Annotated in this window: 17 protein-coding genes; 9 read left to right on the top strand and 8 right to left on the bottom strand. The window is 63.2% G+C overall.

Features of this window, described 5'->3' with window-relative positions; all coding sequences use genetic code 11:
* Nucleotides 1–111: 111 nt before the first annotated feature.
* From MESOP_RS00655 to MESOP_RS00640, 4 genes are all read left to right on the top strand, one after another.
* Complete coding sequence (locus MESOP_RS00655; RefSeq protein ID WP_013891377.1) at nt 112–1,917, top strand: IlvD/Edd family dehydratase; 1,806 nt, start codon at nt 112–114, stop codon at nt 1,915–1,917.
* A gap of 252 nt (nt 1,918–2,169) precedes the next feature.
* Nucleotides 2,170–2,994, top strand: a complete 825-nt coding sequence (locus MESOP_RS00650) for a chromate resistance protein ChrB domain-containing protein (protein WP_013891376.1) — start codon at nt 2,170–2,172, stop codon at nt 2,992–2,994.
* On the top strand, nt 2,991–4,382 hold the full coding sequence (gene chrA / locus MESOP_RS00645) for a chromate efflux transporter (RefSeq protein ID WP_013891375.1): 1,392 nt from the start codon (nt 2,991–2,993) through the stop codon (nt 4,380–4,382). Before MESOP_RS00650 ends, chrA begins: the two co-directional genes overlap by 4 nt.
* 140 nt (nt 4,383–4,522) lie before the next feature.
* A complete protein-coding gene (locus tag MESOP_RS00640) occupies nt 4,523–4,921 on the top strand; it encodes a hypothetical protein (protein WP_013891374.1) in 399 nt (132 codons plus the stop codon).
* A gap of 161 nt (nt 4,922–5,082) precedes the next feature.
* On the opposite strand, the gene MESOP_RS00635 is transcribed toward MESOP_RS00640, so the two are convergent.
* Both MESOP_RS00635 and pdxR read right to left on the bottom strand, forming a co-directional pair.
* Nucleotides 5,083–6,669: a trimethylamine methyltransferase family protein gene (locus tag MESOP_RS00635; protein WP_013891373.1), complete on the bottom strand. Its 1,587-nt coding sequence runs from the start codon at nt 6,667–6,669 to the stop codon at nt 5,083–5,085.
* A gap of 192 nt (nt 6,670–6,861) precedes the next feature.
* Nucleotides 6,862–8,355 carry a MocR-like pyridoxine biosynthesis transcription factor PdxR gene (gene pdxR / locus MESOP_RS00630; RefSeq protein WP_013891372.1) on the bottom strand — a complete coding sequence of 498 codons (1,494 nt, stop codon included), beginning with the start codon at nt 8,353–8,355 and terminating at the stop codon, nt 6,862–6,864.
* A 287-nt stretch (nt 8,356–8,642) separates the two neighbouring features.
* Between pdxR and pgi the strand changes: the two genes are divergently transcribed.
* Both pgi and MESOP_RS00620 read left to right on the top strand, forming a co-directional pair.
* Nucleotides 8,643–10,286, top strand: a complete 1,644-nt coding sequence (gene pgi, locus MESOP_RS00625) for a glucose-6-phosphate isomerase (RefSeq protein WP_013891371.1) — start codon at nt 8,643–8,645, stop codon at nt 10,284–10,286.
* Nucleotides 10,287–10,291: 5 nt separating this feature from the next.
* Complete coding sequence (locus MESOP_RS00620; protein ID WP_013891370.1) at nt 10,292–11,014, top strand: HAD family hydrolase; 723 nt, start codon at nt 10,292–10,294, stop codon at nt 11,012–11,014.
* Nucleotides 11,015–11,043: 29 nt separating this feature from the next.
* Here MESOP_RS00620 and MESOP_RS00615 read toward each other — a convergent pair whose 3' ends face one another.
* From MESOP_RS00615 to MESOP_RS00600, 4 genes are all read right to left on the bottom strand, one after another.
* A complete protein-coding gene (locus tag MESOP_RS00615; protein ID WP_013891369.1) occupies nt 11,044–12,234 on the bottom strand; it encodes an MFS transporter in 1,191 nt (396 codons plus the stop codon).
* A complete protein-coding gene (locus MESOP_RS00610; protein ID WP_150111167.1) occupies nt 12,222–12,614 on the bottom strand; it encodes a hypothetical protein in 393 nt (130 codons plus the stop codon). Before MESOP_RS00610 ends, MESOP_RS00615 begins: the two co-directional genes overlap by 13 nt.
* Before the next feature lie 798 nt (nt 12,615–13,412).
* The gene (locus MESOP_RS00605) at nt 13,413–13,715 is read right to left on the bottom strand and encodes a putative quinol monooxygenase (RefSeq protein WP_041164456.1); all 303 of its coding nucleotides are present in this window, start codon (nt 13,713–13,715) and stop codon (nt 13,413–13,415) included.
* Nucleotides 13,716–13,786: 71 nt separating this feature from the next.
* The gene (locus MESOP_RS00600) at nt 13,787–14,800 is read right to left on the bottom strand and encodes an NADP-dependent oxidoreductase (protein ID WP_013891367.1); all 1,014 of its coding nucleotides are present in this window, start codon (nt 14,798–14,800) and stop codon (nt 13,787–13,789) included.
* A gap of 92 nt (nt 14,801–14,892) precedes the next feature.
* Between MESOP_RS00600 and MESOP_RS00595 the strand changes: the two genes are divergently transcribed.
* Nucleotides 14,893–15,825 carry a LysR family transcriptional regulator gene (locus tag MESOP_RS00595; protein ID WP_013891366.1) on the top strand — a complete coding sequence of 311 codons (933 nt, stop codon included), beginning with the start codon at nt 14,893–14,895 and terminating at the stop codon, nt 15,823–15,825.
* A gap of 38 nt (nt 15,826–15,863) precedes the next feature.
* Here MESOP_RS00595 and MESOP_RS00590 read toward each other — a convergent pair whose 3' ends face one another.
* Together MESOP_RS00590 and MESOP_RS00585 are read right to left on the bottom strand one after the other, a co-directional pair.
* Nucleotides 15,864–16,616 (bottom strand): class I SAM-dependent methyltransferase, encoded by a 753-nt coding sequence (locus MESOP_RS00590; protein ID WP_013891365.1) that lies wholly within the window; start codon nt 16,614–16,616, stop codon nt 15,864–15,866.
* Nucleotides 16,617–16,624: 8 nt separating this feature from the next.
* The gene (locus MESOP_RS00585) at nt 16,625–18,328 is read right to left on the bottom strand and encodes a long-chain fatty acid--CoA ligase (RefSeq protein WP_245265112.1); all 1,704 of its coding nucleotides are present in this window, start codon (nt 18,326–18,328) and stop codon (nt 16,625–16,627) included.
* Nucleotides 18,329–18,365: 37 nt separating this feature from the next.
* On the opposite strand from MESOP_RS00585, the gene MESOP_RS36080 reads away from it, so the two are divergent.
* A complete protein-coding gene (locus MESOP_RS36080) occupies nt 18,366–18,980 on the top strand; it encodes a hypothetical protein (protein WP_245265040.1) in 615 nt (204 codons plus the stop codon).
* Nucleotides 18,981–19,174: 194 nt separating this feature from the next.
* On the top strand, nt 19,175–20,767 hold the full coding sequence (locus MESOP_RS00580) for an ABC transporter substrate-binding protein (protein WP_013891363.1): 1,593 nt from the start codon (nt 19,175–19,177) through the stop codon (nt 20,765–20,767).
* The last annotated feature ends 50 nt before the right edge of the window (nt 20,768–20,817 follow it).

The following is a 20,817-nucleotide window of genomic DNA, read 5'->3' as shown; positions in this document are numbered from 1 at the left end:
TGCGGGTCGATACATGTCTATCGCACCAAAGTGCGGGTTCAGATCACGCGTGCCCCTTGCCTGCATCCGCGCGTTGTCATATCGATTTGTCATACAAATACGGAGACCATGATGGCTGGCGCCCCCACGAAGAAGAAAAAGTTTCGCTCGCAAGAGTGGTTCGACAACCCTGACAATCCGGGAATGACCGCGCTCTATCTCGAGCGCTACCTGAATTACGGGCTGACGCGCGCCGAATTGATGTCGGGCAAGCCGCTGATCGGCATCGCCCAGACCGGCTCGGACCTTTCGCCTTGCAACCGGCACCACATCGAACTCGCCAAGCGTGTGCGCGAAGGCATCGTCTCGATGGGCGGCATTCCATTCGAGTTTCCGTGCCATCCGATCCAGGAAACGGGCAAGCGCCCGACCGCGGCACTCGACCGCAATCTCGCCTATCTCAGCCTCGTCGAGGTGCTCTACGGCTATCCGCTCGACGGCGTGGTGCTGACCATCGGCTGCGACAAGACGACGCCAGCGCTGTTGATGGCGGCGGCCACCGTCAACATTCCGGCCATCGCGCTGTCGGTCGGCCCGATGCTCAATGGCTGGCACAAGGGCAAGCGCACCGGCTCCGGCACCATCGTCTGGGAATCGCGCCAGCGCCTGTCGGCCGGCGAGATCGGCTATGACGAGTTCATGGACATCGTCGCCTCCTCGGCGCCGTCCACCGGCTATTGCAACACCATGGGCACCGCCACCACGATGAATTCGCTGGCCGAGGCGCTCGGCATGCAACTGCCGGGTTCGGCCGCCATCCCGGCGCCCTATCGCGAGCGCGGCCAGATTTCTTACGAGACCGGCAAGCGCATCGTCGAGATGGTGCATGAGGACCTGAAACCGTCCGACATCATGACGCGCAAGGCCTTCGAGAACGCCATCGTCGTCAACTCGGCGATCGGCGGCTCCACCAACGCGCCGATCCACCTCAATGCGATTGCCCGCCATCTCGGCGTGCCGCTCGACAATGACGACTGGCAGAAGATCGGCCTCAAGGTGCCGCTCATCGTCAATCTGCAGCCGACGGGCGAGTATCTCGGCGAGGATTACCATCATGCCGGCGGCGTGCCGGCCGTGGTGGCCGAACTGATGAAGGGCGGGCTGTTGCCGCATCCCGATGCGCTGACCGTCAACGGCAAGTCGATCGGTGACAATTGCAAGGGGGTCGCCAACGAGAATGCCGAGGTCATCCGCAGCGTCGACAAGCCGCTGAAGGCCAATGCCGGCTTCATCAACCTCAGGGGCAATCTGTTCGATTCGGCGATCATGAAGACCAGCGGCATCTCGCCCGAATTCCGCGAGCGCTATCTGTCCAACCCGAAGGATCCCGAAGCCTTCGAAGGCAACGCCATGGTCTTCGACGGCCCCGAGGATTACCACGCCCGCATCGACGATCCGGCGCAAGGCATCGACGAGCACACCATCCTGTTCATGCGCGGCGCCGGCCCGGTCGGCTATCCCGGTGGCGCCGAGGTGGTCAACATGCAGCCGCCGGCCTACCTGATCAAGAAGGGCATCCACGCACTCGCCTGTATCGGTGACGGCCGCCAGTCGGGCACGTCAGGCTCTCCGTCGATCCTGAATGCCTCGCCCGAAGCCGCGATCGGCGGCGGCCTGGCGCTGCTCAAGACAGGCGACCGCGTCCGCATCGATCTCAGGAAGGGCACCGCCGATATCCTGGTCACCGATGACGAGATCACGCGGCGCCGTGCCGAACTGCAGAACAATGGCGGCTTTCACTATCCCAAACACCAGACGCCGTGGCAGGAGATCCAGCGCGGCATGGTCGACCAGTTCTCCGAGGGAATGGTGCTGAAGCCGGCGGTGAAATACCAGGATGTCGCGCACACCAGCGGCGTGCCCAGAGACAATCACTGATCGCTCCGGGGACAATCATAGATTATTCCTGGCGACAATCACGGATGTTGGATCGACGGCTGGCGGCCTGCTTACGCAGGTCGCCAGCCGTGTTTCGTTTGGCGTGGCGCGCCGACGGCGGATAGAGACCGTGCGATCCTTGACAAGCGCGCCCGACAAATCCACTGTCATGGCAAGGGGTGTATCGCGAAGACCCCGTGAGGCGTCAGCCCAACGTTCGCGTCCAGGCTTCTCTATCAGGAGGTGGACGCCATGCCGTCAACAACCGCTATCACCGTATCGCAACTGTCCCGTCTGGTCGGTCTGCCGGGTGCACCCATGATCATCGATGTCCGCATCGATGAGGATTTCGACGCCGATCAGCGCCTGCTGCCGGCCTCATGCCGACGCAATTTCAAAACCGTTTCGACCTGGGCTTCCGAATTTGCCGGCAGCCAGGTCGCGGTCGTCTGTCAGAAAGGTCAAAAACTCTCGCAAGGCGTAGCCGCATGGCTGCGGCATGAGGGTATTTCCGCTGAATCCCTCGAAGGCGGCTTCGAAGCCTGGCGCGACGCGAATGGGCTTTTGGTCCGCACCGAAAAATTGCCGCCGCGCGATGAAAAAGGCCGTACAGTTTGGGTGACGCGATCGCGCCCGAAGGTCGACCGCATCGCTTGTCCCTGGCTGATCCGGCGTTTCGTCGATCCTCATGCGATCTTCCTGTTCGTCGAGGCGGCCGAAGTGCCTGCTGTCGCCGACCGCTTTCAGGCCGTGCCTTTCGACATCGACAATGTGTTCTGGAGCCATCGCGGCGATCGCTGCACCTTCGACACGATGATCGAGGAGTTCGGGCTCAAATCCGAGGCGCTCGATCGCCTTGCCCTGGTCGTGCGCGCCGCCGACACTGCAAGCCTCGATCTGGTGCCCCAGGCCGCAGGCTTTCTGGCTGCATCGCTCGGCCTGTCGCGCATGTTTCGCGACGATTTGGAGCAGTTGGAAGCAGGCATGCTGCTCTACGACGCGTTCTTCCGCTGGTGCCGCGACGCCACCGAAGAAACCCACAATTGGCCAGGAGCAGCTGGGGGTAAAACGGCATGAGCGCTCTTGTGCCGCAGGATGCGGCGGTAAACAGCGAGGCGCCGGCCGCACCGACCTTTGCCGAAGCCTTGAGGCTCTGGACGAAAATCGGATTGCTCAGCTTCGGCGGGCCGGCCGGGCAGATCGCCTTGATGCACAAGGAACTGGTCGAGGAGCGGCGCTGGATCGGTGAACAGCGTTTCCTGCATGCGCTGAACTACTGCATGCTGCTGCCTGGCCCGGAAGCCCAGCAGCTCGCCGTCTATATTGGCTGGCTGCTGCACAGGACGATCGGCGGCCTCGTCGCCGGCATGCTGTTCGTCGTGCCGGGCGCGCTCGTCATGCTGATCCTGAGCGTTCTCTACGCACTCTATGGCGACGTGCCGCTCGTCGAGGCGCTGTTTTTCGGGGTGAAGGCGGCGGTGCTGGCCATCGTCGTCCAGGCGGTGATCCGGATCGGACGGCGCGCCCTGAAAAACCCGGTCATGGTGTCGATCGCGGTCGCGGCTTTCATCGCCATCTATGCGTTGAATGTGCCGTTCCCGCTCATCGTCCTGTTCGCGGGCCTGACAGGATGGCTGGGAGACCGCGTCGTTCCAGGCCTGTTTTCCGGCTCCGCCCATGGCAAGGGCGACATTGCCGATATCAAGGGCGCGGTCGACCTGATGTTCGAGCGCGGCGAACTGACCCATGTCACGCCGACCAAATGGCATGCGCCGCGCACTGTCGCCATCTGGCTGCCGATCTGGCTCGGACCTGTTCTTGCGATCTGGTGGTTGACCGGCTCCGCGAGCGTCTGGACCGAGATAGGCCGATTTTTCAGCCTGATGGCGGTCGTCACCTTCGGCGGCGCCTATGCGGTGCTTGCCTATGTCGCGCAGGCTGCTGTCCAGTCCTTCGGCTGGCTCGCCCCTGGTGAAATGGTCGATGGTCTCGGGCTTGCCGAGACCACGCCAGGCCCGCTCATCCTGGTGCTGCAGTTCGTCGGCTTCATCGCCGCGTTCCGCCACCCCGGGGGGCTGGACCCATTGCTTGCCGGGTCGCTCGGAGCACTGCTCACGCTGTGGGTAACGTTCACGCCCTGCTTCTTCTGGATATTCCTCGGTGCGCCTTACATCGAGGCGCTGCGCGGCAACAAGGCCTTGTCGGCCGCATTGGGCGCGATCACCGCCGCCGTCGTTGGCGTCATCATGAATCTCGCTCTGTGGTTTGCCTTGCACGTCGTTTTCCGTGAGGTGCACACGATAGGTCCAGGCATGAATGTGCCGGTGCTCTCGTCGATCGACTGGCGCGCGGCGCTGCTTTCCCTGGCCGCCATGATCGCCATCCTGAAGCTGAAGATCGGCATGCTGCCGACGCTCGCCGGATCGGCTCTGGCCGGCGTCCTGTTGTTGGCGGTAAGCGGCTAATGCATGTCGCCCAAAAGTGACTCGGTTTTGGGAGAACGACATGCATCAAAACAAAGACCTAAAGCGCGGCGCTTTAGGATCCGTTGCCTTTGTAATCCGCTTGCGAACCACCTAACTGGTTGGAAACGGATTGGGCCATCATGGCAGGACGGCGCTCTTCCCTCGGCTTCCTCGGAATGTTCGGCCGCTCGGGCGATCTGAGGCAGCTCGACACGGCCTTGCGCGGCGCCGACCTGCATCCCGCCCTTGTGCCTGAGGGCGTAAAACTCACCATCGTCAATCTGATGAAGGACCATTGGCCCGACGAGCCGCCGCCGCAGGCCTATCCGCAAGTCGCGCGCCTGTTCAGCTATTGCATTGCCGGGCCGGAGACGTTCGAGCGGTCCCAAGGTCTGCAGCAGCGGCAGGATGCCGAGCAACGGATCGAGGCCGCGGTCGACGCCGGCGACAGTTTCGACGCGAAGATCGTGCTGATGGCGCTGCACGCCAAGCTGATCAATGCCGAAGTCGTCGAACGCTACGGGCTCGGCACGGACTAGGGTGCGTCGATATTCAGGTGATGCCGGTCTGCAAACGATAGCTTGCTGCGCTTCCGTTGCTCACGTACCCAAAAGTACGCTCCGCTCCGGTTCTCGCAAGCCACCGTTTTCGATTCGGCCTGACCTGAATCTCAACACACCCTTTGACGAGAGAAGCGGCGCTACCCGCCCATATTGGCGCGCGGCAGCTTGATCATCTCGCCAAAACGGGCGCGCAATTTGTCGTCGAGCGGCTTCGGCACGTGGCGCGGGAAACGTTCGGCAAGGACGCGCTTCTTCTCGATGATGGCGCGCTGCAGGATGTCGGGCCGGCCCTTCTCGTTCCATTCCTTCGGCGAAAACCGGTCGCCGACGGCGGGATAGAAATATTCCGTCTGCATCAACCGCAGCGTCTGCTCGTTGCCGAGATAGTGGCCCGGTCCCCTCAGGCAGACATCGGCGATGGTGTCGATCGACAGCGCCTCGTCGGTCACCTCGATGCCGCGCACGCAGCGCAGGCAGTGGCCGAGCATGTCATTGTCGATGATCAGGCTTTCCAGGCAGAAGCCGAGCAGCGATGCATGCATGCCCGCCGATTCATAGACCAGGTTGAGCCCGGCAAGGCCGGCCATCACATCGGTGATGCCCTTCTCGTAGCCGGACTGGATATCGGGCAGTTTCGAATCCGTCATGCCGGCGGCCGAACCACCCGGCAGATCGTAGAACTGTGCCATCTGCGCGCAGGCAGCCGTCAGCACCGCCTGTTCGGCCGAGCCGCCGGACATGGCGCCGGTGCGCAGATCGGACACGAACGGCCAGGTGCCGAAGATCGCCGGATGTCCCGGCTTCAGGGCGTTGACATAGACCAGACCGGCCAGCACTTCGGCCACGGCTTGCACGACGGCGCCGGCAATCGCCGCCGGCGCGGTCGCGCCGGCCTGTCCAGCCGACAGCAACAGGATCGGGATGCCGCCATCGACGCAGGCTTCAAGCACGCCACAGGCGTCCTCGGCGAACTTCATCGGCGGCACGACGAAGCAGTTCGAGTTCGACACGAACGGTCTGGCGCGGAAATTCTCCTCGCCGCCGGCGATGGCATAGAGCATTTCGAGCGCCGGCTGCACGTTCTCGCGCACCGTGAAAGAGGTGCCGACATGTTTGGACGTGCCCATCACGCAGGCGTAGAGCGTGTTGAAGTCCATTTCGAGCGGATCGGGAATGTCGCGCGGCACCATCGGCCGCTGGAAGAAATGGATGTTGTCGAGCCCCTCGACGATGCGGGCGGCGTCATAGATGTCCTGCAGCAGCGATTCGCGGTATTCGCGCTTCTCGACATCGACCAGATGGACCGCGGCACCGGCCGTGCCGTAATGCACGCGCTTGCCCTGGATCACCATATCGTGTTTCGGGTCCTGGCCGTGCAAGGTGAAATTCCGGGCAGCTTTCTTGATCGTGTCGAGCACCAGCGCGCGTGGAAAACGAATGCGGCCATCGTCGCCATAGGTGGCGCCGACCTTGGTCAGCGCCTCGATGCAGGAAGGGATGGCATTGGCAAAGCCGACCGTCTCCAGCAGCGTCAGCACCGCTTCATGGATGCGCTCTTGGTCATTGCCCGCCAGCGGTCCGTAGCTGCCGCCCTCGAGGCCGGCGCGCACCGGCTTGATGTCGTCGGCCAACGGCGCTGCCCGCATGGCGCGGCGCGCTTCGCGCCCGCCGGAGCGGCGCGAACGCTGGTCCGCCGCTTCCTGCTTTTCAACAACCACTGACATGGAGGCACTCCACCTTTTCTCGGAAACAGGGTGGCGGTTGGTCCACCATCGGCTGCTTCTTCCCCTTTGTGCCACGACTATGCCGCCGGCATTGGCACAGACTATGAGCCAGCCGGTCTGGTTGCATATGCCAGGGCTAAAGAAGCCGGAGCCGCTGTTATGCGGCTCCGGTCAAGGGGATCGGCGAGTGGATCAGGCCGCGGCCGGCCTGCGTCCGGCTGCGGTGGCGAGCTCGCGGATGCCTGGCTCGATATGCTGCAGGGCGATCGAGGAAATGCCCAAGCGCATGAAACGCGAAGGCTTTTCCGTGCGGTCGAAGAACCGGTCGCCAGGCTCTATGATGACACTGCGCGAGGCCGCGGCCTCGGCCAGTCCACGCGAATCAGTGCCGCGTGGCCCTTCGAGCCACAGCGAGGTGCCGCCGGCCGAGTCGGTCGAACGCCATTCCGGCAGGAAGGCGGAAATCGCATGGACCAGGCGCTTGCGCCGTTCGTCGAAGGCGCTCGACAGCCGCCGCACCAGCGCTTCGTGATGCCCGAGCGACAGGAAGAGTGCCACGGCACGCTGGTTGTTTGCCGGCGGGTGACGCAGCATGAAGCGGCGCAGGGCCCTGAGCTCCGCGATCAGTCCAGCCGACGCCACGATGTAGCCAAGCCGCAGGCCCGGAGCCAGCGTCTTCGACATCGATCCGACATAGACGACGCGGCCGGAGCGATCGAGGCTCTTCAGCGCCTGCTGCGGCGCCTCGTCGAGAAGCTGGCTGTCATAGCCGTCCTCGATGATGATCTGGTTGTGCCGGTTGGCGCGCGCCAGAAGATCCTGTCGCCGCTCGGCCGACAACGGCACCATGGTCGGGCAATGATGGCTGGGCGTGACGAAGACGAAGCCGGAATCATTGGGGATAGAAGAGGTTACGATGCCGGACTGGTCGACCGGCACTGGCTGGATGTCGGCGCCCGCAAGCCGGAAGATCGAGCGGGCATCGGGGTAGCCGGGATCTTCCATCGCCACCTTGGAGCCCTTGGTCATCAAAAGTGTCGCCAGCATGTAGAGCGCGTTCTGGGCGCCCAGCGTGACGATGATCTCGTCGGGATTGGCGAAGATTCCGCGCCGGGGCAGGAGCCGCGCCTGGATCTGCTCGATCAGGAGCGGATCGTCGCGATCGACCATGTCGGACGCCCAGTTGCGGATTTCCAGCACCGCCAGCGCCATGCGGTTGCACTCGCGCCACTCGGCGGTCGGGAACAGCGCCGGGTCGAACTGGCCATAGACGAACGGGTAGGACGACTTGATCCAGTTCTCGTGCTTGGCCGGCGGCGGCATATCGCTTGCCGCGATCTGCCGGCGTGCCTTCCAGTCGATCTCGTTGGCCTGGTCGGGCGCCTTCTGGTGCGGCTTGGCGGGTGTCGCCAGCACGTCGGGATTGACGAAATGGCCGCGACGCTCGCGCGCCACCAGGAACCCCTGGTCGACGAGCTGCTGGAACGCCAGAACCACGGTTCCGCGCGCCACGCCGAGTTTCTCGGCCAGGATCCGGCATGAGGGGAGCGGCATCGAAGCGGCGATTTGGCGGTCTAGGATGGCGGCCACGATCGCCTGGCGGATCTGTGCCTGGAGGGTTTGGCCGGATTCGGCCGAAATCCGGAACAGGCCGGACCATATGGCCGTGTCATTGCGCTGTGGCATGGGAAATGTTCCTCGATGGCCAGCTTTTTTCGTTTGGCTGGACCAGTCGAATGTAGCGGTGGCACAAGGGGTTGCGCCAATCAATTTTTCTGATCTTTGGGATTTATGCCAGTGATCCTTCGTCCGAGACCGCGCCGCTGATACATTCTGTCATCGCATCGTGATGCGATGCGGCATAACCGCGTATTGACCGGACCGAGTTCGGCTCAATAGTTGTGGCGCGACGACACGCGCCGGAAACATCCGGTCTGGTATGGTGCGTCGAAGACGCCAGGAGTTTCCCGCCAGTGGATCAGACAGCCTTCCAGAAACAACTCGCCGCCTTGCGCGACCATCGCGCCGGTGCGCCGGGCGACATGCGCCAGGCCTTCGCTGCCGATCCGCAGCGATTTGCGACGTTCTCCGCCACCGACGGTGATATGTTGCTCGACTGGTCGAAATGCGCCGTCGACGCGACCACCATGGATTTGCTGGAAGGGCTCGCCAAGGCTGCCGATCTCGAAGGTCGCCGTGCAGCCATGTTCGCCGGCAAGAAGATCAACATCACCGAGGACCGCGCCGTGCTGCACACGGCGCTGCGCAACCTGAGCGGCAAGGGTGTCACGGTCGACGGCCAGGACGTCAAGGCGGACGTGATCGCCGTGCTCGACGCGATGGGCGCCTTCGCCGACGCGATCCGCTCCGGCAAGGCGGCCGGCGCCACCGGCAAGAAGATCACCGACATCGTCAACATCGGCATCGGCGGTTCGGATCTCGGTCCGGCCATGGTGACCCTGGCGCTCGCCCCCTATCATGACGGCCCGCGCGCGCATTATGTTTCCAACATCGACGGCGCTCACATCCATGACACGCTGAAAAGCCTGTCCGCCGAAACCACGCTGTTCATCATCGCCTCCAAGACCTTCACCACCGTCGAGACGATGACCAATGCGCAGACGGCGCGGGACTGGGTGCAGAAGGCGCTCGGCAAGGAGGCGGTCGGCAAGCATTTCGCCGCCGTCTCGACCGCGCTCGACCTGGTCGCCAAGTTCGGCATCGCGCCCGATCGCGTCTTCGGCTTCTGGGACTGGGTCGGCGGCCGCTATTCGGTCTGGGGCGCGATCGGCCTGCCTGTCATGATCGCGGTCGGTCCACGGAATTTCCGCGCCTTCCTCGATGGCGCGCACGAGATGGACGAGCACTTCCGCACCGCGCCGCTGCGCAAGAACCTGCCGGCACTGCTGGGGCTGGTGGGCTGGTGGCACCGGGTGATCTGCAAATACCCGGCCCGCGCCGTCATCCCCTACGACCAGCGCCTGTCCAGGCTGCCGGCCTATCTGCAGCAGCTCGACATGGAATCGAACGGCAAGAGCGTCACCCTCGAAGGCACCGCGGTGACCACACCGACCGGACCGCTGGTCTGGGGCGAGCCCGGCACCAACGGCCAGCACGCCTTCTTCCAGCTGCTGCACCAGGGCACCGATTTCATCCCGGTCGAATTCCTTGCCGCCGCCGTCGGCCACGAGCCCGATCTCAAGCATCAGCACGACCTGCTGCTCGCCAATTGCCTGGCACAGTCTGAAGCCTTCATGAAGGGCCGCACGCTGGAGGAGGCGCGCGCGCAGATGCTGGCCAAGGGCATGAAGCCCGCCGACGTCGACCGCATCGCGCCGCATCGCGTCTTCTCGGGCAACCGGCCCTCGCTGACCATCCTCTACCGCAAGCTCGACCCGCGCACCCTGGGTCGGGTGATCGCGCTTTACGAGCACCGCGTCTTCGTCGAAGGAACGCTCTTCAACATCAACTCCTTCGACCAATGGGGCGTCGAGCTCGGCAAGGAACTGGCCACCGGCCTCCTGCCTGTCGTGGAAGGCAAGGAAAGTGCCGCAAAGCGGGACGCCTCGACCGCCGGCCTTGTCGGACATATCCACCAATTGCGTGGTTCGGAGTGAAGCGTTTGGCCGACATCAAGGGAATATTGTTCGACAAGGATGGAACGCTTGTCGACTTCAACGCGACCTGGCTTGGCGTCGCCGACTTCATGGCCATGGACGCGGCCGAAGGTGATCGCTGGAAGGCCGACAGGCTGCTTGCCGCGGCCGGCTTCGATTTCGCCAACCGCCGCTTCAAGCCTGATTCAATCTTTGCCTCGGGTACCAACATGGACGTCGTCGAATTGTGGTTCCCGCGGCTGTCCGACGAGGACCAGATGCTGGCCGTCGCTCGCTTCAACGAGATCACCTCGATGCAGGGCTCGGCGATGGCGGTGGCGCTGCCTGGTATCGTCGACACGCTGGCGGCACTGCATAAAAGAGCCTACCGGCTCGGTGTCGCCACCAACGATTCGACCAGCGGCGCTGAAAAGACGCTGGTCACGCTGGGCGTCGCCCAACTCTTCGATGCCGCCTATGGCTACGACGCGGTGGCCAATCCCAAGCCTGCACCCGACACGATCCAGGCCTTCTGCGATCTTACCGGACTGAAGCCGGCGGCGATCGCCATGGTCGGCGACAACCGCCACGATCTCGAAATGGCGCGGGCTGGTGGCTGCGGCCTGGCGGTGGGCGTGCTCTCCGGCACCGGCACGCGCGAATCGCTGGCCGAAATCGCCGACGTCATCCTGGATTCGGTTGCCGACCTGCCGGATTTCCTTTCGGCGCGGGTCAAGGAGACGGTCTGACGACGGGCGCCTGGGGGTCAAAACTCAAATCAACTTGAGCTTGCCCGCCAATGGTCGAGATGGGTGGAGCCTTGGGCCGTGGCGGTGCCGGTGACGGCGGCCCTGGGTTGGAGCCGTGGAGCGAGCAGCAGGACGCCGAGCGCGAAGGGAATGAGGCAGGCAAGCGCGTTGCGCAGGCCGACCAGGTCGGCAATGAGGCCGACGACCGGTGGGCCGATGACGTAGCCGGAAAAGCAGATCAGCGATAGCGACGCGACGTTCATGGCGGCGGAGCGGCCGGATTGACGGGCCGCTGCTGTAACCGATATCGGGAAGATCAGTGAGGCGGCAAAGCCCATCAGCGCAAATCCGACCAACGCCGGCCACACGCCGGGCGCGACCCAGATCACCAGCAGGCCCAGGACGCCCGAGACGCCGCAGCAGTGGGCGATGAAGACCGGTCCGACACGATCGACGAGCCGGTCGCCGGTCAGCCGTGTTGCGGCCATGACGGCGGCGAAGACGCCGAAGCCGGCACCGGTGAGCGCAGCCTGAGCACCATGCTCGATCCGCAGGTACACAGCTGCCCAGTCGGCCATGGCGCCTTCCAGCACGCAGGCGCAGAACGGCAGCAAGCACAGGACCAGCAGCGGGAAATCTGGCAAGGCCAAGGCCGGCCCCGGCTCCGACGAAATCGGGCTATGGCCGAGCCGGCCGGTCGAGGCGTAGGCCAGCGCCATCAGAATCGGGGCTGCGACGATGAGGGTTACGATGGCGTCCAGATGCAGCGACAGTGCCAGGCTGCCCAGCGCCGCACCGATGAGGTTGCCGACGCTCCACAGGCCGTGGCAGCTCGACATGATCCGCCGGCCGACGCGGGACTCGACGGCATCGGCGGTGGCGTTCATGGCGACTTCAACGCCGGCAATGCCGGACCCGTAGAAGAACAGTGCGATCGCAAAGCTCGGAAAATCCCAGGCGAGGCCGGGAAGGGTTGAGGTCAATGCCAGCCAGAGGAAGGTGACGCGGATGGCGGCCCGCTCGGAGAAGCGCGAGATGACGAAGGTTCCGATCAGCGGTAGCGATGACATGATGCCGAGCGGCAGAGCGGCAAGCGCCAACCCGAGCTGGCCGACGTCGAGGCCCAGATGCGCCTGGATGTCCGGCAGGTGCGGCAACCACTTGGCGATGATCAGTCCATCCATAAAGAAGATCAGGCGAATGGCAGTTACCGGCGACATTTCGAGCCTCCCTGATCGACTTGGTCAACACTGCTCGGCCGCATGGCGTCGCAAGTCGTCAGCAGGACTTGCGATCCGATGGACAGACTCGTCCCCGTCGGATTGATCAGGAAGACGTGGGAACCGCCGATAAGCCTGTCGGCAAAACAGCGTGCCAGTGGCTGCTCGGGATCACGATCCTCGGTTCGGGGCGTGATGGCGTTGAGGGTACAACCCTTGGCGAACGCCCTATGCCGGCTCAGTCCAACGCCAAGCCCGTCATTCTTCTCGCCATTGGCGACGTCAACATTGCTGGCGTGAGCACCCAGACGGAACAAGGCGCCAAATGCGTCAATCCCCCTGGAAAACGAACCGACCGTTCTCGCGGCAATTCTCGACACGCGCATTCCCCCCGCGAGCCAAGCCTGCGCTGACCCGATGACCTCTCGTCAGCGAAACATAAGTGAACTGCCGTAACGGCAGCGCTTGGTTGAACGCGTCGCCGAGCGCCGAACGTTAGATTCCAGTTAGGATATCGTCAGGCCGGAGAGAAAACTCGGTCCCTCGATCATTGCCTGTTGGCAAGTTGTCCCGGGCTGGGCGGGACGCCAGAGAAACCGGCTGATCTGTTGTTTGCCCTACGTCAATCGTGGCATCCGACCCCATGACCGCTATTGGCGCAAAGCGGTGCGCACTACGCTCGACATAAAGATCGGCTTTCTTGCCAGTCATCTTGAAAGCTGCCAGGCCGTTAACGGCCCCAGCGGCAAGTGCCCAGCACCGTTTCTCGTCCGGCCAATCAAGGCCGAGGAGAACTCACATGGGCCATTCTCAATTCGATGATGCCAACCGCGAACGCGCAGCTTGCGACCTGGTCAAGATCAGGATTCGCGATGTGGTCGCCGGACCGGAAATCAGGACCCGAGCAAGCGTCGTTCAACAGAAGACCGGTCGTCCCGTCCGGTTCGAGATCACGAGCGATGTGAGAGCCAGCCTTCTCTGTTGGCTCGAACGGCGTGGCGGCACGGTCAAAGACTATGCGTTTCCGAGCCGGATCAATCACGCTCACCACATGAGCACGATGCAGTACGCCCGCTTGGTTGACGAATGGGTGACTGCGATTGCCGTCCACTGCGCCGGTTGCGCGCGCAGATATGCAGACGATCCGACTGGCGCTCTACGCTCACCGGCGTACTTTGCTACTCGTCCATCAAGCCACGTTTGCGCAGGACGTCGTACTTGAGAATTTCACCCCTAATGGTGTCGCCCCATCGACCAACGAACGCCATCGTGTCGGTAGCATGGAGATGTGCAGTGAGTGCGGCCTGGTCTCTCCACCGCTCGGCGACCAGGAGGCGGCCGGCAAGCGGATCGTCCACAGCCGCGTCATAGGAAAGATTTCCGTCCCGCTGCCGCGTAGCTATGGCGAGGTTCTGGAGATCCTGGATAAACTCGGCGACCGACGAGGGCTCGACGTACATATAACCGGTAACAATCAGCATCATGGCTTACCTTGGTGGATCCCGCTCGACCCGTCTGCACTTCCGACGATCGGGCGGCTGAAAGCAACAAATCAGACGGCCAGCACGATCTTGCCTTGAATACTGCCGTCAGCGGCGCGCTGGTGCGCGCGCGATGCCTCGGCCAGCGGGAATGTGCTGTCGATGACGACACGCACAATGCCGTCCTCGAGCAGGCGGGCGATTTTTGCCAACTGCGCGCCATTGGATCGAACCTGTGTGGATGAGACCGTGATTCCCAGCTTCTCTGCCTCCTCGTGACCCGTGAAGCCCAGCGGGTTGATCAGGAACAGCGCGCCGCCCGGCTTCAGAACATGGAAGAAGCGCTCCATGTCCGCGCCGCCCACCGCGTCGAGGACAAGGTCGACGTCTCGGACGACTTCTTCGGTCGCGGTCGTCTTGTAGTCGACGAACTGATCCACGCCGAGATCTCGCATCAGCCCCTCGTTCTTGGCCGATGCCACCGCGATGACGCGAGCGCCCCGCCATTTCGCCAACTGGACAGCCAGATGCCCGACACCGCCTCCGGCGCCGTTGATTAGCACCGTCTTGCCGTCGAGCGGCACCGGCTCATGCCGGAAGGGCTGGAACGGATTCGGCTCGTCGTGGCCAAGTTCGATCAAGAACTGCCATGCCGTCAGAAGCGACATCGGTGCGCCGGCCGCATGAATATGGTCGATGCCGGCTGGTTTCAACGCAAGCTGCGATGCCGGCACACTGACATAATGCGCGTAGGCATTGCTACCCGTCATTAGCTCATGGGGAAAGCGAACCATTGCATAGACCTCGTCGCCGATGCTGAACTCACCGGCGTCGGCGCCAACCGCTTCAATGACGCCCGACACGTCCGTGCCGAGAATCAGTGGGAAGGATGCGTTGGGTCGCCATTCTGGCGGCAGTGCGCGATAGCCGTCCCGCAGATACCAGTCGGGCGGATTAAGCCCCGCCGCCTGGACGCGGACAAGCACCTCGCCGGGCTTCACATCTGGCCTCGGCGCGTCTTCGTACACCAGCACCTCGGGACCACCGAATGCGTGCAGACGGGCTGCCTTCATCTTATCGCTCATTTGGTCAAATCTCCGCTCATCATGTCGTTGGAGCAGATTTAGTGGCATCATCCTTGGTTGATAATCGGGGCAGATGGCGCTTAAGTAATGCCATGGTGGAACATATCGCCTTGGATCGGCTCACTGGTATCATCGCCTTCGCGCGTGCCGGATCGCTGGGCAGCTACACGGCAGCGGCGCGCGCGCTGTCGATTTCCCCGTCGGCGGTCAGCAAGAGCATCCAGCGGCTCGAGCGGCATTTAGGATTGTCGCTGTTTACCCGTACGACGCGGTCGCTCACCTTCACGCCCGAAGGGCGCGACCTGCATGAGCGCGCGCTGCGTCTGCTACGCGAGGCGGAGGAAATCGAGCAGGCGGCAATGACCGCGCGCTCCGAACCATCGGGCACGTTGCGCGTGGCCGCGTCGCTGCCGATCGGACTCCACCTGATCGCTCCGGCTTTGCCGGCTTTCCGTCGGCTCCACCCGAACCTGGTCGTCGATCTCAGGCTGGGTGACCAGACAGTGGACATGATTGAGGAAGGCATCGATGTCGCCATACGCATCGGTGATCTGGCTGACACCCGGCTGCTATCACGCAAGCTCGCACCCCATCGGCTTTGCTGCTTCGCCTCGCCGGCCTATCTCGAGGAACGCGGCACCCCGACCCATCCCGATGACCTGGTAGGGCACGACACCGTCAATCTTCGGTATCAGAGCACAGGCCAGACCTTTCGCTGGCCCTTCCGGATTGGCGACCACGAGATCGAGATCGTGCCCAATGCTGGTGTGGTCGCCGATGCCAGCGATGCCGTGCTCATCATGCTGGCAGCCGGTGGCGGGATAGGCATAGGCGCCTCCTTCATGGCGGCTCCCTATGTGAAGCGCGGCGATCTGGTCCCAGTGCTGTCCACGTTCGCCGTCGAGCGAAATAACGTCACCGTGCTCTGGCCGGCAAGCCGACGCGCCAACCCCGCGGTGCGCGCCTTTCTGACCATGCTCGACGCCGCTTTCATGCGGCGAATGGCAGTTTCAAGCATCGACTGATCTGGCGCGGAAGGGCCGCTTTCGACCCGCAAACTCGGTCATTCAGAGTGATTGGGTTGTGATCCTAGCGCCAGCGATCTTCTGCCCTCGAAACGAAAGACGCTGCTCGGTCTGGTCGCCGCACCCTTCGCGTCGCCAAAATCCGGCACCTTGTATTCGGCGACCAGGCGCAGCCGCGAGCGGGGCAGATAGGCCCGGCCCGGATCGCCGACCAGCACCTCGATGCCGGCGGCGAGGCAGCGGTCGAGGAAAGGCATGACGCGGCGCGCGACGTCCTGCCCGTAGAACACATCGCCGGCGAGCACCATGTCGACCGCCGGTGGCGCACCCTTGGTGACATCGTCTCCGACCACGGTGATGGCGACGCCGTTCGCCGCCGCATTGAGTGTAAGCGCGGCGACGCCGTTGCGGTCGATCTCGGCGGCAATCACCGTGCGCGCGCCGGCCTTCGCGGCGGCGATGCCGACGATGCCCGATCCCGCCCCGAGGTCGAGCACGCGGCGGCCCGTCACCGTCGACGGATTGTCCAGGATGTAGCGCGCCAGCACGGCGCCGCCGGCCCACGCATAAGCCCAGTAGGGCGGTTGCGGTTCGGGCCCGTCGTCGTCCGCATCACCTTCGTTTTCAGGGTCGACGAGCCGTCTCAAACCGCTGCCCGGATGGGCCGTGTAAAACCGGATTTCCGGAAGCGCGGGCACCGGGACGAGGCGCATGTTCGCCTTGATGAATTCAGCCGGGTCGAGGCGCAATCCATGATCCGGCCCACCATCGCCGGCACGATCGCTATCCAAGACCGTTCCTATTCGCGCAATGCCCGCCGCAGGATCTTGCCGACCGGCGTCTTCGGCAATTCGGTCCTGAACTCGATGTATCTCGGCCGCTTGTAGCCGGTCAGGTTCTCGCGGCAAAAGGCGGTGATCGTCTCCACGGTCAGGGCCGGATCCTTCTTGACGATGAACAGCTTCGGCACCTCGCCCGAGTGCTCGTCCGGCACGCCGATCGCCGCCACCTCGAGCACGCCCGGATGCATCGCCACCACCTCCTCGAGTTCCGTCGGATAGACGTTGAAACCCGAGACGAGGATCATGTCCTTCTTGCGGTCGACGATCTTGGTGTAGCCGCGCTCGTCCATGAAACCCATGTCGCCCGACTTGAAGAAGCCGTCCTTGGTCATCACCTTGGCGGTCTCGTCCGGCCGGTTCCAGTAGCCGGCCATCACCTGCGGCCCCCTGATGCAGATCTCGCCGACTTCTCCCAGCGGGACGTTGTTGCCGTCATCGTCGCGGATGGCGATTTCGGTCGAGGGCAGCGGCAGGCCGATGGTGCCGGTGAAGTCGCCGGAACTGAATTTGTTGGCCGTCGCCACCGGCGAGGTCTCCGACAGGCCATAGCCTTCCGAGACCGGGCAGCCGGTCAGCGCCTTCCAGCGCTCGGCGACGCCCTTCTGCACCGCCATGCCGCCGCCCAGCGTCAGGACCAGCGGCTTGAAGTCGAGCTTGCGAAAATCCTCGTTGTTGAGCAGCGCGTTGAACAGTGTGTTGAGACCGGGGAATATATGGATCGGGTACTTTCCCAGTTCCTTGACGAAACCTGGAATGTCGCGCGGATTGGGGATCAGTATATTCTGGCCGCCCATTTGCATGCCCATCAGCGCATTCACGGTCAGCGCGAAGATATGGTAGAGCGGCAGTGCGCAGATGAGGTTGAGATGCGCGGGTTTGGGCTTGATCGTATAAGCGTCCTCGACCCAGAGCGAATTCTGCGCGACGTTGGCCAGCACGTTGCTGTGCAGCAGGGTAGCGCCCTTCGAGATTCCCGTGGTGCCGCCGGTATATTGCAGGAAGGCGACGTCATTGGCGGCCACCGTGGCCGGCTTGAAATTCATGCCGCCGCCGGCCTTCAGGGCGGCGTTGAACTTGACATGGCCGGGCAACGACCAGGTCGGTACCATTTTCTTGACGCGGCGCACGACCAGATTGACGATCGTGCCCTTCAGGCCGCCGAGCATGTCGCCCATGGCAGCGACGACGACATGCTTGACCGAGGTCCTGGCGACGATCGCCTGCAAGGTGTTGGCGAAGTTTTCCAGGATGACGATGGCCTGCGCGCCGGAATCCTTGAGCTGATGTTCCAGTTCGCGTGGCGTGTAGAGGGGATTGATGTTCACCACCGTGTAGCCGGCGCGGACCACCGCCATCATCGCCACCGGATACTGCAGCACATTCGGCATCATCAGCGCGACGCGTGACCCCTTCTGCAAACCCGTCGACTGCAGATAGGCGCCGAAAGCCGCCGAAAGCCGCTCGAGCTCCGCATAGGTGATAGACTTGCCCATGCAGGTGAAGGCCGGCTGGCCGGCAAACTGCTTGCAGGCGCCAACGAGGAAGTCGCCGATGGAGTTGTAGGGAAGGGCCCCGATTTCGGCCGGCATGTTCTTGGGATAGCTCTTCAGCCACAGTTTTTCCGGCAGACCGGCGGTAAGTTCGGTGAGTGCTTTCGGCAGCCGCTTGGCCGGCGCCGGCTTCGGTGCCGGGACTGCCTTGGCCGGCAATGCGGCCTTCGCCGCCCCGGTCTTGTTCGCCCCAGTTTTTGCTGGAGAGGCCTTTGCTGGAGAAATCTTTGCGGCAGGGGCCTTTGTCGGAGAGGTCTTTGCCGGGGCGGCTTTCGCCGCCGGATTGGTGACGCTCTTGGTGGCAGCGGCCGCTTTTGCCGCGGGTGCCTTCACGGCGGGCTTGGCTGCTGTCTTCGCGGCCGCGGTTTTGGCCGTGGCCTTTCCTTTCCCGTCGGTGCCGGCGGCTGGTTTCGAGACTGCCTTGGCCGACGCCTTCACCGGCGTCTTCGATGCTTTTGCCACCCATTCCTCCCTAGCAATTCCTGTTCGACTGTTTCTTGGTTGCCGGTGCCGCGCCCACCTCCGATTGATGGAGACGTCCTTCGCTGCCGCCAGCCTGTCCATCCCAGCCTGTTTATCTATGTATTGCCTCTATCGGCGGCGGTGCAAGTCTTGCCCCAGCGGCAAGGTGCCGAAAGATTTGCCGTCGAAAATCTTTCCCGACGGCGACCTCTGGAACCGGCATCTTTCCCGGCACCTTTCGAAGTCGGGGATTGGTTGGAAGCGGCTGCGGCATCGATTCCACCAGATGGCAGATCAATAAAAAAATGCAGTCGTTAATAATAGCGTGAATAGAAAAAACTGCTAATTTTTTCTGCCATTTAGCAAAATCGCGGATTTTTTTCCTGCTTCCCGCGGGGCAAGCAAACGGGGTGTTCCAAAGCCGGAAAAACGGTGCTTATATGCGCGCTTCGCGAGCCTGATAGAGGGGCTTGGAAGAACATCAGGGAGTGCTCAATGAAGAAGAAACTGACTTTTGCAGCCGCGTTGCTGGCTGCAAGCGTCCTGGGAGGCGTGGCCAACGCGAAAACTCTGGTTTATTGCGCGGAAGCATCGCCAGAGGGTTTCGACCCGGCGCCGTACACCGCGGGCCAGACGTTCGACGCGTCCTCGCGCACCGTCTTCAACCGCCTCGTCGAATTCGATCACGGCAAGACCACGACCTCGCCGGGGCTGGCTGAAAGCTGGACGATCTCCGACGACGGCAAGGAATATACGTTCAAGCTGCGCAAGGGCGTCAAGTTCGCCGCCACCGACTATTTCACCCCGACGCGCGACTTCAACGCCGACGACGTGGTGTTCTCGTTCCAGCGCCAGGTCGACAAGACCGGCCCCTGGTTCCAGTACATCCCGGGCATCGCCTACCAGTATTACAATGACCAGTTCGGCGACAACATCACCAAGGTCGAGAAGGTCGACGATCTGACGGTGAAGTTCACCCTCAAGGAGCCGGCGATCACCTTCATTCCGACGCTGGGCATGGACTTCGCCTCGGTCGTCTCCAAGGAATACGCCGACAAGCTGCAGGCCGACAAGACGCCTGAACTGTTCAACCAGAAGCCGATCGGCACCGGCCCGTTCATCTTCGTCGACTATCAGACCGACGCCGCCATCCGCTACAAGGCCAACCCGGACTATTGGGGCGGCAAGCAGAAGATCGACGACCTTGTCTTCGCCATCACCACCGATCCGGCGGTGCGCGCGCAGAAGCTCAAGGCCGGCGAGTGCAACATCATGTCGTATCCGGCACCGGCCGACATCGCCGGCCTCCAGGCCGATGCGAACCTGAAGGTCGACGAGCAGGAAGGCCTCAATGTCGGCGCGCTGATGTACAACACCCAGCAGAAGCCGTTCGACGACGTGCGCGTCCGCAAGGCGCTCAACATGGCCATCAACAAGAAGGCCATCATCGACGCGGTCTTCCAGGGTGCTGGCCAGGTGGCGGTCAACCCGATCCCGCCGACCATGTGGTCCTACAACAAGGACGTGAAGGACGATCCGTACGATCCGGATGCGGCCAAGAAGCTGCTTGAGGAAGCCGGCGTCAAGGATCTCAAGATGAATGTCTGGGCCATGCCGGTGTCGCGTCCGTACATGCCGAACGCGCGCCGCACCGCCGAGCTGATCCAGGCCGATTTCGCCAAGGTCGGCGTCACCGTCAACATCGTCAGCTACGATTGGGGCGAATACCTCAAGCGCGCTTCGGCGGTCGATCACGACGGCGCCGTCATCGTCGGCTGGACCGGCGACAATGGCGATCCGGATAACTTCCTCGGCGTGCTCCTGAGCTGCGCTTCCGTCGGTTCGAACAACCGCGCGGAATGGTGCAACAAGGACTTCGATGCGCTCATCAACAAGGCCAAGACGGTTTCGGACCAGGCCGAGCGCACCAAGCTCTACGAACAGGCACAGGTCATCTTCAAGGAGCAGGCACCGTGGGCGACGCTCGCCCACTCCAAGGTGTTCATGCCGATGCAGAAGACCGTTTCCGGCTTTGCGATGGATCCTCTCGGCATCCACCGCTTCGACGGCGTCGATATCGCCGAATAAGGTTCGCGAAACGGGGGCGGCGCCACACGGTGCCGTCCCCACTCGCCCGC

Source organism: Mesorhizobium opportunistum WSM2075 (genome assembly GCF_000176035.2).
GTDB lineage: Bacteria > Pseudomonadota > Alphaproteobacteria > Rhizobiales > Rhizobiaceae > Mesorhizobium > Mesorhizobium opportunistum.
The sequence above is the reverse complement of the archived record's forward strand: the minus strand, read 5'-3'. Positions and strand labels throughout refer to the sequence as shown.